Annotated in this window: 14 protein-coding genes, 1 riboswitch and 1 other annotated feature; of the genes, 5 read left to right on the forward strand and 9 right to left on the reverse strand. The window is 36.2% G+C overall.

Features of this window, described 5'->3' with window-relative positions:
• Positions 1-84: 84 nt before the first annotated feature.
• The 4 genes from B5P40_RS09880 to B5P40_RS09895 form a co-directional block, all read right to left on the reverse strand.
• A complete protein-coding gene (locus tag B5P40_RS09880; protein ID WP_113709208.1) occupies positions 85-552 on the reverse strand; it encodes a GNAT family N-acetyltransferase in 468 nt (155 codons plus the stop codon).
• Between the two features lie 122 nt (positions 553-674).
• Positions 675-1,613 (reverse strand): thioester domain-containing protein, encoded by a 939-nt coding sequence (locus B5P40_RS09885; RefSeq protein WP_002129843.1) that lies wholly within the window; start codon positions 1,611-1,613, stop codon positions 675-677.
• A gap of 123 nt (positions 1,614-1,736) precedes the next feature.
• On the reverse strand, positions 1,737-2,576 hold the full coding sequence (locus B5P40_RS09890) for an aldo/keto reductase (RefSeq protein ID WP_113709209.1): 840 nt from the start codon (positions 2,574-2,576) through the stop codon (positions 1,737-1,739).
• 16 nt (positions 2,577-2,592) lie between these two features.
• Positions 2,593-3,756: an MFS transporter gene (locus B5P40_RS09895; protein WP_161939635.1), complete on the reverse strand. Its 1,164-nt coding sequence runs from the start codon at positions 3,754-3,756 to the stop codon at positions 2,593-2,595.
• A 394-nt stretch (positions 3,757-4,150) separates the two neighbouring features.
• On the opposite strand from B5P40_RS09895, the gene B5P40_RS09900 reads away from it, so the two are divergent.
• From B5P40_RS09900 to B5P40_RS09910, 3 genes are all read left to right on the forward strand, one after another.
• Entirely contained in the window at positions 4,151-4,498 is a 348-nt protein-coding gene (locus B5P40_RS09900) for a winged helix-turn-helix transcriptional regulator (protein ID WP_000760478.1), read from the forward strand.
• Positions 4,499-4,928: 430 nt separating this feature from the next.
• Positions 4,929-5,369, forward strand: coding sequence for a DUF1641 domain-containing protein (locus B5P40_RS09905; RefSeq protein ID WP_002016003.1), 441 nt, complete (start codon positions 4,929-4,931; stop codon positions 5,367-5,369).
• Between the two features lie 44 nt (positions 5,370-5,413).
• The gene (locus tag B5P40_RS09910; RefSeq protein ID WP_002016002.1) at positions 5,414-6,592 is read left to right on the forward strand and encodes an NAD(P)/FAD-dependent oxidoreductase; all 1,179 of its coding nucleotides are present in this window, start codon (positions 5,414-5,416) and stop codon (positions 6,590-6,592) included.
• Between the two features lie 264 nt (positions 6,593-6,856).
• Here B5P40_RS09910 and tyrS read toward each other — a convergent pair whose 3' ends face one another.
• The 5 genes from tyrS to B5P40_RS09935 all read right to left on the reverse strand — a co-directional run bounded on the left by tyrS (position 6,857) and on the right by B5P40_RS09935 (position 13,008).
• The gene (gene tyrS / locus B5P40_RS09915) at positions 6,857-8,119 is read right to left on the reverse strand and encodes a tyrosine--tRNA ligase (protein WP_113709210.1); all 1,263 of its coding nucleotides are present in this window, start codon (positions 8,117-8,119) and stop codon (positions 6,857-6,859) included.
• Positions 8,120-8,176: 57 nt separating this feature from the next.
• Positions 8,177-8,393, reverse strand: a binding site (T-box leader).
• Between the two features lie 107 nt (positions 8,394-8,500).
• Positions 8,501-9,418, reverse strand: a complete 918-nt coding sequence (murB, locus tag B5P40_RS09920) for a UDP-N-acetylmuramate dehydrogenase (protein ID WP_002143700.1) — start codon at positions 9,416-9,418, stop codon at positions 8,501-8,503.
• A 387-nt stretch (positions 9,419-9,805) separates the two neighbouring features.
• Entirely contained in the window at positions 9,806-10,201 is a 396-nt protein-coding gene (locus B5P40_RS09925) for an SET domain-containing protein (RefSeq protein ID WP_000573650.1), read from the reverse strand.
• Between the two features lie 211 nt (positions 10,202-10,412).
• Positions 10,413-11,915, reverse strand: coding sequence for a DUF4077 domain-containing protein (locus B5P40_RS09930; protein ID WP_002192322.1), 1,503 nt, complete (start codon positions 11,913-11,915; stop codon positions 10,413-10,415).
• A 34-nt stretch (positions 11,916-11,949) separates the two neighbouring features.
• A complete protein-coding gene (locus tag B5P40_RS09935; protein ID WP_002034680.1) occupies positions 11,950-13,008 on the reverse strand; it encodes an endonuclease/exonuclease/phosphatase family protein in 1,059 nt (352 codons plus the stop codon).
• Positions 13,009-13,227: 219 nt separating this feature from the next.
• Positions 13,228-13,287, forward strand: a riboswitch (Fluoride riboswitch).
• A gap of 54 nt (positions 13,288-13,341) precedes the next feature.
• Between B5P40_RS09935 and crcB (B5P40_RS09940) the strand changes: the two genes are divergently transcribed.
• Together crcB (B5P40_RS09940) and crcB (B5P40_RS09945) are read left to right on the forward strand one after the other, a co-directional pair.
• A complete protein-coding gene (crcB, locus tag B5P40_RS09940; protein ID WP_002143706.1) occupies positions 13,342-13,746 on the forward strand; it encodes a fluoride efflux transporter CrcB in 405 nt (134 codons plus the stop codon).
• Positions 13,743-14,099 carry a fluoride efflux transporter CrcB gene (gene crcB / locus B5P40_RS09945; protein WP_002167412.1) on the forward strand — a complete coding sequence of 119 codons (357 nt, stop codon included), beginning with the start codon at positions 13,743-13,745 and terminating at the stop codon, positions 14,097-14,099. Before crcB (B5P40_RS09940) ends, crcB (B5P40_RS09945) begins: the two co-directional genes overlap by 4 nt.
• Positions 14,100-14,175 lie beyond the last annotated feature (76 nt).

Below are 14,175 nucleotides of genomic sequence, written 5' to 3' on the forward strand. Positions count from 1 at the left end.
CTTAATATTTAGATTTTTATCTTTTAATGTTATTTTAAAATAAAAACCTGTCCGAAAGATACTATTCTTTCGGACAGGTTTTTATTAATCCAGCATTCGTTTCATTATAAATCCTTTTCCATGTAACCACTCATCCTCTATTTCACCGGTTAAATGGAATCCAATTGATTCATATAATTTTTGTGCAAGTTTGTTTTCTGGATGTATGCTTAAATACATAACTTTGCAATTGTATTCTGTTGTAAAATGCTCCATTAACAAACGCAATAATGGTTTTGCATACCCTTTTCCTTGGCATGCACTATCGATGACAAATTGATTTAAATATACAGCCTTTTCTTCTTCCTCAAACCAGCCATACATTGCATATCCAATAGGTATATCAGCATCATATAGACCTACTGAAACTGCAGCTTCTTTATATTTTGTTTCAGCATCAACTAAACAAGTTCCAACTGTACTTTCAATAAATTTATGCTGTTCTTCTGTTACTTTTAAGTTAGCAATTTCATACCGATTTTCTTTCGTTATTTCACAAATACGAAGTTTCATTTTTTATCTCTCTTTCTAATTTCTTGTTTTCATTATACCGTACAGATCAAAACATTAATGCTGGCGATGTAAGAAATCCAAAGCATGCAAAAAAGCACTGGCAAACGCCAATGCTTTTTCCACTATCTTTTAATTTGATTCGGTTTATGTGGTTCATTTGGTGTATAGGGTTTATTTGGTTTATTATCATGACCATTTGCTTTTTTCCAACTTACCGCCAACTCTGGACTTGTTTTCTCTTCACTACGCTCAAGTAACACAACTGCATTTTGAATTGTCGGTGTTCCTTTATGTGCAATTCCTTGTAGTTTCGTTAAATTCCCTGATACTTTAAAGCTAAATCCACCCGATGGTGTTTGTTTCGGAATTAAAATGCGGAACTTTTCTCCTACATTAAATTCTGTTTTTCCCTCGCCTTTTTCATTTACGAACTTCGCGCCTTCTGGTGCACCTGTTGCTTGCACTTTATACGTTCCACTTTTTGCATTTGTTTGCACTGTGTATAAACCTGTTTCAAAAAACTCATTTTTTAATACTGCCTCTTGTTCTTCTGATGGTACTACACTCATCGTAATTTCTTGTAGTTCCTCACTAGCGCTTGCTTTTGCAACTATATCTTTCGTTACTTTTTCTACATTTTTATTACGGAAATCTAAATCGTTAATATCAATTTGTTTTAACGCATTCCACACCGCAAGCTGCGTTGCGTAATGTGCCTCTCTCCAATCGGAAACACCTAATTCTTGTGGGCTCTTCTGCGGATACCCGTTTAATAGTACACGGTATACGTTAATATCTACTTTACCCATTTCAGGTAAATCTTGGCCGCTCGGAGATTTCAAATCCACATTTAAGCAAAAAGCAATTTTGCCATCTGCTGTTTTAATAAGCTCTGTTCGAATTGGTTTTTTCTTTGACTTACTATAACTCCAATCCATTTGATACTTCGTGTGATCCATAACCTCTGCGGATGCCTTTTGAAGTGGGAATAATAAGTTCGCAAATACAAATAAAACACTCAAAAAAGCGGCCATTAGCTTGAACGATCGTTTTATATTCATGTCTACAACCCCTTATAAAATAACAAATTTACTACTATGTATTATTTAGTTAGAAAAGTTTTTTATGCATAGACAAAACAAAAAAGAGTGCAAACTTTTTTGCACCCTTTGAACTTACCTCTATTAGAAATCAAAGTTATCAGGATTTGGACCAACGCGGTGGTTCTGATTTAAAGCATCAATCTTTTCCATATCTTCTTTTGTTAATTCGAAGTCGAATATATTAGCATTCGCAATAATACGCTGTTCTTTCGTTGATTTCGGAATCGTTACAACTTCATTTTGAAGATCCCAACGTAAAATGATTTGCGCTGTTGTTTTACCGTACTTATCAGCAACTTCTTGTAAAGTTTCATTATCTAATAATTGCCCTTGCATAAGTGGTGACCATGCTTCCATTTGGATTCCTTGTTCTTTACAGAAAGCTTGTAGTTCTTTCTGCGTTAAACGCGGGTGATATTCGACTTGGTTAATCATCGGCTTAATTTCCGCACCTTCCATTACATCTTTCAGATGATGGATTTGGAAGTTACTTACGCCAATTGCACGCACGCGTTCTTCTTTATAAAGTGTTTCTAACGCTCTCCACGAATCTTTATATTTCCCTTCAACAGGCCAATGGACAAGATATAAATCTAAATAATCTAGTTCTAATTTTTTTAAGCTCTCTTCGTATGCAGCAAGTGTCGTTTCATATCCTTGATCTGCGTTCCACACTTTTGAAGTGATGAATAAATCTTCTCGAGAAATTCCTGCTTCTTTTATACCAGCGCGAATGCCTTCTCCAACTGCTTTTTCATTTCCATAAATCGCAGCTGTATCAATGCTACGGTATCCTTCTTTAATGGCTACTTTCACAGCCTCTACAAGTTCCGGTCCATCTTCTACTTTAAATACACCTAAACCGAACCAAGGCATTTCCACACCGTTATGCAATGTTGTTTTACTTTGTAAATTTTTCATTATATTTTTCTCTCCTTTATTTTGCTTGATCTCTTTTTTCTAAGTTCATACTCCAAGCTGTTAAAATAACAGCGCCTACTACCATAATGCCGCCTACCCAAGCTGTATGAATTAATCCTAACGAGTTCGTTACAATACCGCCCAAATAAGCCCCAAGAGCAATTCCTGCGTTAAATGCTGCAATATTCATTGCTGATGCGATATCAACGGCACTCGGCACGAAACGCTCAGCCAATATAACGACATACACTTGTAGTCCTGGAACATTCATAAACGCGAATAGCCCCATAAAAATAATTGTGATAAGCCCCGCTACTTGAAACGGCGCTGTAAATGTTAGTACGAATAATACAATTGCTTGAATAAAGAACATGTAAAATAGTGCACGAATTGGATTATGATTCGATAATTTTCCGCCGACCATATTCCCAATCGCAATTGCAATCCCGTACACTAACAAAATGATTGTAACGGTACTCGATTTAAATCCTGTTACTTCTTGTAATAGCGGAGATAAATACGTAAATGTTACGAATGTTCCTCCGTATCCTAATGCAGTAATGACGAAAACAAGTAAGAGTCTTCCGTTCGTGATAAGTTTGAATTGATCACGAAATGATACTCGTGTACCCTTTTTTAAGTTAGACGGAATTAACATGCTGTTTGCGACTAAGGCAACAATTCCAATGACCACAATCACCATAAAAGATGCTCTCCAGCCAAATTGTTGACCAATAAACGTTCCAATTGGTACACCTGTAATCGTCGCAACGGTTAAACCAGTAAACATAAATGCTATTGCACTAGCACGTTTATTCTCTGGTACAAGCGCAGCCGCAATTGTGGATCCTATCGACATAAAAACGCCGTGTGCAAACGCAGATACAACCCTCGCCATAAGCAACACAGTAAAACTTGTTGCCACTGCCGCAATTCCATTACCAATAATGAAAATAATCATAATCCACATTAATAACGTCTTTCGCGACATACTAGCTGTTAATGACGTTAATACTGGGGCACCAAACGCTACCCCTAATGCATATAAAGAAACGGTTAAACCCGCTGTTGTAACAGAAACATGTAAATCCTCTGAAATAGATGGTAATAAACCGACACTAATAAATTCGGTTGTACCAATTCCAAACGCACTAATTGCTAGTGCTAATAAAGCAAACATACTTCTTCGATTCGTCTGTACCGCTGAAGAAGATACTGTATATGAATTCAATTGAACTCCTCCTTAATGCGAGAAATCCAATCATAATAGTGTGATAAAAAGGCCTTTTTATCTTCTACAAAAATAATGTTACTGCTGATATATGCTATTATGAATGGCTTCACTCTTTTTTTGAAGAACGCACTTTAAAGTACGATAGGTACCAAAAAGTAACATAGGCACTTTTTAGTACCGTACTACTCATTTCCCTCTTACGTATGCTATTATGGAACATATTCAACATGATAAAAAGTACGTACTTTAAAGTGCTATAGGTACTTTTTAGTAACATTTAAATTATTTGGCTTCTTTTGTTGGAGAACTGAAATCTACATTCATCAAAGGAGATTTTTATATGAAGAAATATAATATTCCCGTTGAAGCGACTTTAGAGGTTATCGGCGGAAAATGGAAAGTCGTTATTCTTTGCCACTTAACGAAAGGTACAAAGAGAACGAGTGAATTAAAACGTCTCATGCCTGGTATTACACAAAAGATGTTAACACAGCAATTACGCGAATTAGAAGAAGACGGAGTTATTCAAAGAAAGGTATACAATCAAGTACCACCGAAAGTAGAATATTCTCTTACAGACTACGGTTGGTCTTTAGAATCCATTCTTGATTCTCTTTGTACTTGGGGCGAATGCCACCTTGAAAAAAGCGGTAACACATCAATGCTAATTACAGAAGGTGAACAATAAAAAAAGGAAAAAATGAACATAAATTTGTCCATTTCCTCCTTTTTTTCTTTATATATATGTACATTTTTAAGATAGATAAAATAATTTATGCGCTTTCATGCCTTGTCAGTACTAGGTTACAGAATCAATATCAAATAATTAGGAATCATTTTTATGTTAACATACGTGTATATAGTATATAATATAGGATATATATTATATACACTTTCCGATAAGGGAACTTTCCATTATGCGGACAAGCCATGTATCGGACAGTTCATAAATAATAGGTAGGACATTATGGTTTTGGATTTATGATTTCAGCTTACTTGCTGTCATAAATTTAAAGGCATTTTATTGTGCTTTGTGAAACTTTGTATAAAGTTTCGCAAGTGTTTACTATCTTATCTATCAAAAATAAGAGTATTGCTATCGTAAAGGAGAATTGGAGATGCCAGAAACTATGACTCAAACAAAGCCAGAACAAGAAACTGTACAAATTTCTGCTAGCCAAGGACAACTTGATGTACTTGATCAGTTGTTAAAACCTGAGGTACAAGAATCATTAACAACACTAGTAGAACAGCTTCCAAAATTAACTGAGCTTGTTAACATTTTAACTAAGTCTTATGACTTCGCTCAAACTGTTGCTACTGATGAAGTATTAAAAAGCGACACTGTTAGTGCAATCACAGAGCTTGTAGAACCTGTAAAAGATACAGTGAAAAGCATGGCTGCAACTGCTATCGAAGCGAAAGATCGTGCTGATGAAAGCAACGAAGTTATCGGCCTGTTCGGTCTATTAAAATTACTAAAAGACCCACAAGCACAAAAAATGTTCCGCTTTGTGAACGCATACCTTCAAATTAGTGCAGAACGTAACAATAAATAATTTAACTTATAACAACAATTAGTAAAGACGGGGGATATCATACTATGTCAAAACAAATTGTCATCTTAGGCGCTGGTTATGGCGGTCTTCTTGCCGCTTTAAACGTACGTAAATATTACAGCAAATCAGAAGCACAAGTTACAGTGATTAACCAATACCCAACGCACCAAATCATCACTGAACTACACCGCCTTGCAGCTGGTAACGTTGCTGAGCAAGCAATTGCAATGCCACTTACAAAGCTTTTCAAAGGTAAAGACATCGATCTTAAAATTGCAACAGTTGAGTCATTCTCAGTTGATAGCAAAGAAATCAAACTAGCTGGTGGCACTACGCTATCTTACGATGCACTTGTAGTTGCTTTAGGAAGTAAAACTGCTTACTTCGGTATTCCAGGACTAGAAGAAAACAGCATGGTATTAAAATCTGCTGCTGATGCAAACAAAATCTACAAACACGTTGAAGACCGTATTCGTGAATACGCTAAAACGAAAAACGAAGCTGATGCTACAATCGTAATCGGTGGTGGCGGATTAACTGGCGTTGAGCTAGTTGGTGAGCTTGCTGACATTATGCCTAAACTTGCAAAAAGCCACGGCGTAAATCCAAAAGAAGTTAAACTTCTTCTTGTTGAAGCAGGTCCAAAAATCCTTCCAGTATTACCAGACCACTTAATCGAACGTGCAACTGCTAGCTTAGAAGCACGCGGTGTTACATTCTTAACAGGTCTTCCTGTAACAAACGTTGCTGGTAATGAAATCGACTTAAAAGACGGTCAAAAAATCGTTGCTAACACATTCGTTTGGACAGGCGGCGTACAAGGTAATCCATTAATTGGTGAATCAGGTCTTGAAGTAAACCGCGGTCGTGCAACTGTTGATGCACATCTACAATCTACTTCTCACAAAGACGTATTCGTTGCTGGAGACAGCGCTGTTGTCTTCTCTCCAGACGGTCGTCCATACCCACCAACTGCACAAATCGCTTGGCAAATGGGTGAGTTAATTGGATACAACTTATACGCAGCACTAGAAGGCAAAGCATTCGAAGAGTTCGCACCTATCAACTCTGGAACACTTGCTAGTCTAGGACGTAAAGATGCTGTTGCTACAATCGGAGCAAGCAATACTCCGCTTAAAGGTTTACCAGCATCATTAATGAAAGAAGCAAGTAACGTTCGTTACTTATCACACATTAAAGGTCTATTCAGCTTAGCATACTAATCTGAATATAAGCCCGAATCATGCCCTGCATGGTTCGGGCTATTTTTATCCCGCTATTTGCGGGCTGATAATCAGTGGGGATGTACAAAACCCCCCACTGATTAAAGTTTCACTTTATCCGTAATTTTCTCTAACTTATTTATTCGACAAAAGAATAATATAACCTCTTTAATTATCAAAATATACTGACTTTTTTATGTCGAAATTGTGTATATGAAAAGAGCGGAAGTAAATATCTTCCCTACTTCCGCTCTTTCACAAGAACTATTCTCCTAATTCCACTAAGCTGTAGTTCTTCTTCCCTTTACGAATAATGATGAATCGTCCATCAAATGAATTTTCTACAGTAACATCTGTACCCACATCCGTTACTTTTTCACCATTCATAGATATAGCCCCATTATTAATATCTTCACGCGCTTGACGTCTAGAAGGTTCAATTCCTAAATCAACTAGCCACTCTACGATATTTTTCGTCTCTTTTGAAGATTGGAATGTCGGCATCTCTTTAAAGCCTTGTTCAATTTCATCAGCTGTTAACGACTTAATATCTTCGCTAAATAACGCTGCTGTAATTTTCACTGCCTGTAAAAATGCTTCTTCTCCATGAACGAATTTCGTCATTTCTTCCGCTAATACTTTTTGTGCTTCACGTTTATGAGGCTCTGTTTCTACCTTCGCTGCTAATTCATCAATTCGCTCTTTCGTTAAGAACGTAAAGTATTTCAAGTATTTAATTACATCACGGTCATCTGTATTCACCCAGAACTGGTAAAATTCAAACGGTGTTGTCTTTTCCGGATCAAGCCAAATAGCACCACCTGCTGATTTACCAAACTTCGTACCATCTGATTTTAATAATAATGGAATCGTTAATCCGAATACTTTCGCTTCATGACCTTCTAACTTACGAATTAAATCTAAACCACTCGTAATATTTCCCCATTGATCACTACCACCAATTTGCAATTGAACATCTTCTTTTGTGTATAAATGATGAAAATCCATCGCTTGCAAGATTTGGTACGTGAATTCTGTGAAAGAAATCCCTGTATCTAAACGACTTGCGACAATATCTTTCGCTAACATGCTATTTATGCTAAAGTTTTTTCCGTAATCACGTAAAAACTCGATAATGTTTATTTTATGTGTCCAGTCATAGTTATTTACCATCTTCACTTCGCTATTCCCGCCAAAGTCAAATAGCTTTTTCATTTGCGCTGTTAACGCATCTACATTATGCTGCACCACTTCTAAAGTTTGCAGTTGACGCTCTGATTGACGTCCACTTGGATCACCAATTGTTCCTGTTGCCCCGCCAATTAAAATAACCGGATGATGACCAGCTAATTGGAATCTCTTCATCATCATAAACGGAATCAAATGTCCGATATGCATACTATCACCAGTCGGATCAACTCCGCAGTATAGTGAAATCTTTTTCTCTTCTACTAACTTACGTAAACCTTCTTCATCTGTCTGCTGATTCACAGCACCGCGCCATTCTAATTCATCAATAATATTCATCTTTTGTCATCCCCTTTATTTTTTTGAAAACAAAAAAGCCCCTATGTCTACAATAGACATAGGGACGATTATTCACCGTGTTACCACCCAGTTTGCATAAATAGCATAGCTATTCATACCACTCTTAGCAATAATATCGATTGCTAGTCCGCTTAGCGTTACCTAAGATACTCCAGAGTGTAATTCACAAGTTTGTTTGTGCTAGGTTCCAGCAATCCCTAGCTCTCTTTGATAACAGTGACAAACTGCTACTGGGCTCTTTCAACGTATATTTTATTTGTTAAATTATTAGCCATTATATTGAATCCAAATCAAATTGTCAACAATACCCAAATGTTATTTCGAAATAATTCATACTTTTATACGTTTTTTATTCAAAGATTACTGTAGATCTTCTCCAATAATCCTTACTTCTCTCTCTAATTTCACACCGAATTTTTCTTCAACAGTTGTTTGTACGAAATGAATTAAATCGATATAATCTTGTGCAGTTCCGTTATCAACATTCACCATAAATCCAGCGTGTTTTAAAGAAACTTCAACTCCGCCAATTCGCTTACCTTGCAGTCCTGATTCCTGAATAAGCTTACCCGCAAAATTATTTGGTGGACGCTTAAATACACTGCCACATGAAGGATACTCTAAAGGTTGTTTTGATTCACGCTTATACGTTAAATCATCCATCTTTTCCTTAATCTCTTCACGTACACCTTCTTCAAGTTCAAACCTCGCTTCAAGAATAATGTAATGATTGTTCGCAAATACACTCTTACGATATCCAAATTCAAATGCATCTTTCGTTAAAGTACGTAGCTCTCCATCACCTGTCATTACGACAGCTTCTGTTAGCACATATGCAACCTCACCGCCATATGCACCAGCATTCATATATAACGCTCCGCCAACTGAACCTGGTATACCACAAGCAAACTCAAGTCCTGTTAAACAGTGATCTAATGCAATTCGTGACACATCAATAATTGCTGCACCACACCCCGCAACAATCGCTGTCCCTGTTACAGTAACATTTGTAATATGAATTAAACTTACTGTAATCCCGCGCAGACCACCGTCTTTAATAATAACATTAGAGCCGTTTCCTAAAAACGTAACTGGAATATTGTATTGATTCGCATACTTTATAACTTCTTGAATTTCATCATAATTCGTAGGAGAAACGAACACATCCGCTTTCCCGCCCACTTTAATATGCGTATGATTCTTTAACATTTCATCTTGCTTCACATGACCTTCAGGCAATACTGTACTTAAATATTTATAAACCTCGTGCATATCCATTTTACGATTCCTCTATTTCTATAATCTTTTTATCCCGCTATATACGGGTCCATAATATCCCCACATAAAAATGCATTACAAAACAACAGCTAACGTGGTGAATACAGTGTACATAAAGCACACCTATAAACCTCTTAAATTATAAGAGGTTCCACTCATATTAAAATATATATCGCATAATAAAGCAACCCAAATGGGCTACTAAACTTGACATGTAACCATATAGACAACAATTTGTAAAATATATAGGTTTTTCAAAGTAATACCCTTCAATATCTTACTATACCATACGAAAGAAAAGTGGTATTTTTTTGTAATCTTTACTTTATTTTCATCAATAAAAAAAGAGCACATCCCACAGAATGTGCCCTTTCTATACTTTTTAACTTATTTTTCGTTCTCTTCTTTTTCCTTATCAAACCATAATAGCTCATCGTCATCAACTTCACCATTATAATTGATTAGAATCTCTTCTCCCGCTTTTATATCTTTGTAAGCAAAGAAGTTAAACGTATGATTCTCGAAGACAATATCATACGTTGCATTCGGATTATATGCATGATTAAATAACATGCCGTATCCTAACAGGAATGCCGTATGATTTACCCCATACTCAAATGCGTAGTCAGCAAGTAACGTTTTCTCAATGTGTTCATGCTGTTCATTCGGATAAGAGATAACTGGTGCTGAGTGAATCAACTCACCCTTTTTAATATCACGAGTTGCAAATACCCCTCTATTAAATTCTCCATCACTAAGTTCAGAAGTCTTAACTTCGATCATATGCGTCACCTATATAATTCTTTCTTTGAAGTATTTTATTCCGCTATTTGCGGGGTTCAACTAATAATCAGTAGCGTATAGCCCCACTAATTAAAGTCTCAGTTTATCTCCTTAAGCTTGGCAGAAAACGCGCAGAAAAGCAATTAAATTACTATCAAGTATTCATTTAAATGAAAAAAGAGCACACATGGTGTACCCTTTTTAAGAGATATTACTTTTCTAAAATATCTTCTAGCAACTTCACTTGCTCGCTAACAGTATGTAACGTCTTCACCGATGTATCATTTCGATGCTTTTCTTCTTCAACACTCGCTAACACTTCTTCCGTAGCTGCAGAAGTTTGTTGAATTACGTTAGAAGCATGTGTAACGTCCTTTACGATATTCGTCGTTTTAGCTTGGAAACTTTCTTGATGACCAACAATCTCCCTCATTACATCATTAATCGCATCAATAAACTTCCCTAAATCCGTTACATTCGTCAAAACACTTGCTAACATTTCGTTACATTCTTCTTGTACTCTTTCTGACTTCTCTACCTGCACTTCTACTTTACTTGCTTGATTACTAAACTCCTTCAAAATCCCTTGAATTCTCCCCGCAGAACGATTCGATTCTTCAGCAAGCTTTAATACTTCATTCGCTACAATAGCAAAACCTTTTCCATGCTCGCCTGCCCTTGCAGCCTCAATATTTGCATTTAAAGCTAGCAAACTCGTCTGACTTGAAATATTCGTTATTACATCTACAATTTCATTAATTTGTTTCGATTGTGTCATTAATTCTCTAAATATCGTTCCTGTTTGTGAAACAACATCATTTAAACTTCTCATGTTAGCTTCAAAATTTCTTAAAGTATTTACACTACCCTTTGAGATTTCCAAACTTTCATCAACACGCATCGACGCATTTCTTACTTGAGAGATGATTTGGTCAATATTTCCCTCCATATCATTCAATACTTCTACTGAACGTGACATCATCTCTGATTGCGATTGAGTTCCCACTGCTACTTCTTCAAAAGCAAAGTTAATTTCACTCATTGACTCCATCGATGTATTCATATTTTGTCTTAAATGATTGAAATTACTATCTAACTTCACAACTGTTCTCTCAATAAGCCTTTGCGTTTCTTCTAACTCCTGAGCTTTCTTCATCACCGCTTGCTTCTCATCCCTTAAACGAGCCAAAAGATTAGAACCAATCTTCGTTACACCCCACATAGCGATCGTTACAATCGCTAACAAGCTTGCGAAATTTGCAGCTTCAGATGACGCTGTATACGCAAAAAATTGATTTGGCCAATAACTACAAAGTATAAATGTAACAACAACTGCTACCCCGCCAAGAATTAAAATAAGACGTTCACTCAAATAAATAAGTGAAACCGCTAATGTAAAATAGACCATTTGAAATACAGCTGGGCTTTCATTAAATGCTTGTACCATAATGAAAGACATAATAAGTAGCATACATGTCATGATGTATTTATACATTGCTTCCATACTTTCTATAAAAGTAAGCAGCGTTCCAAATACTACGATAGAAATACCACACATCCAAAATGCTATTGCTCTCTCTGTAAAAATATATCCGTAATACCCAATCGCGATTATCCCAAGGAAGAAACTACACATCGTGATAAATAGCAATAAATGATTTTTCTGTGATTCTTTCTCAAGGTTAGAAAAACAAGTTCTCTTTAACCACTCCATATATGAAGCCCCCCCTTCTACTCATACGTATCGATTACTTCAGCTTGAATACCGCACTCACTGGGTTATGATCGCTATTTTCAAACTTCAAATCTTTCCCTTGTACATTTACAATTTCAACATTCGGTGAAACGATAAAGCCATCAATAATCGTGACGAAATTTTCACCTTCCACATATTTCTTCACATCATCTCTCACAGTCATAACAGACGGATCTACAGCCCACTTAAAGCCACCATCAGTAAAGTCCTTTGGTAACTCTACTAACCACTCAGGACGCTCTTTCACGAACTTCGGATCACTTAACTGAGCGTTAGAAATTAATTGATTCCAGTCTCCGCCCATTATTACATAATCACCATTTTTATAATGCTTGTTCATATATTCTTTTAAATACTCCACTTGCTGCTTTCTAATTTTTCCGCCTTCATCATAAGCAGACAAATGTAAATTTACGAGTCTAACAAATTTCCCATTATTAACAGGAATTTTATGTTCAACAATCGCTCGGTCTAAATCAAATAAACGCTTTGGCCACGGCTCCATTCCAGGAAGCTGAAATCTCTTCGCTGTTTGAACCGTATATTTAGAAAATGTACTTAATCCAGCTTCAGCATATCCCATTGGACTTGTGATTGGTACAGGAACCCATTTTGTATCATAGTTCTTTCCGAACGAAGAAGCATAATCAGGTAGTCCTTTTTTCAAAAATTCATGCCCATTTACATCAAATGATCGCATTGATTTTATATCTATTTCTTGTAATAGCGCAAAATCACTATTCTCATTTTGTAAAAACGAAAGCATATTCTTTAAGTTAGTTTCCGTTTGTTCTTTACTACTTGAACCAGATCCTTTTCCCCCATCCATAAAGAAGTCTTGATCCTTATCTAGTCCAGCATATCCAATATTAAATGTTGTAACTTTAAATTCATTTCCATGCGCAATTACGCGCTCCTTATTGTTTTCCACCTTCAAGCTTATAACATCAGCCGGCTGTTCTTTTGTAAGTGTCATATAAGCTAAAAACCCACCTACAACTCCCACACCTACTAAAATACATATAAGTACTATTTTTAATAACTTTTTCAAACAAACGACTCCTTTTCTAAAACATACGATTTTACTTTTCTTTATTTTCAGTTAAATAAAAAAATGACAGACATACGAAATATTTTATCACACTGAAAACCTTATATCACTATATTCAGTTTATGAGTAAGGATTCCCTATCTTAAACTATTATATAAATACAAAATGCACCAACTTCTCCACTGGAAATTAAACGCAATGTTTAGTACACTATATGTAATAATCATAGGTGATGGAGTTCGCCATAACCGCTGCTTAGCTAATGACTCCTACCAGTATAACTACTGGTAGGAGTCTATTTTTTTGAGCAAGCTATTTAAAGAGGTGAGAAAATTGATTTATATTATCGTTGGCATCGCCGGCATATTAGGAGCCCTTTCCCGCTATTATTTAGGTCTTACTATTCATACATTTTGGCATCATTCTTTTCCATTAGCTACATTACTCATTAACTTAGCCGGCTGCTTCTTATTAGCATGGCTAACTACGTATATCGCCCGGCTAAACATCTTACCTTCAGAGGTTATCACAGGCATCGGGACTGGATTCATCGGCTCCTTTACGACGTTTTCAACATTTAGTGTAGAAACTGTGCAATTAATCAATCATTCTGAATGGAGCACGGCTTTCTTATATGTATCATGTAGCATACTTGGCGGTCTCATTATGTCTGGACTTGGCTATACACTAGGTGATTTCTTAATTAAGAAATCACTTACGGAAGGTGATCACTTATGATGGAAGCTTTATTAGTGGCAACTGGAGGGTTTTTCGGTGCGATTACACGATTTGCAATTAGCAATTGGTTTAAAAAAAGAAATAAAACACCCTTTCCAATTGCTACATTCCTTATTAATATAACAGGAGCATTTTTACTCGGGTATATAATTGGCAACGGAGTCTCTACAGGATGGCAATTATTATTAGGAACTGGATTTATGGGCGCATTCACCACATTTTCGACACTTAAATTAGAGTCCATTCAGCTTCTCAATCGCAAAAAAATTTACACATTCCTTTTATATTTAAGTACTACTTACATAATTGGTATCCTATTCGCATTCCTTGGAATGAAGCTCGGTGGAATATAAAAAAGCGACTCTATTGAGTCGCTTTCTTTCATAAGAAGTATGTCCCGCCATATGGAATGGAAATAAAGTGAAACTT

The sequence above is a fragment of the Bacillus sp. SRB_8 genome, from assembly GCF_003264205.1.
Lineage (GTDB): Bacteria > Bacillota > Bacilli > Bacillales > Bacillaceae_G > Bacillus_A > Bacillus_A mycoides.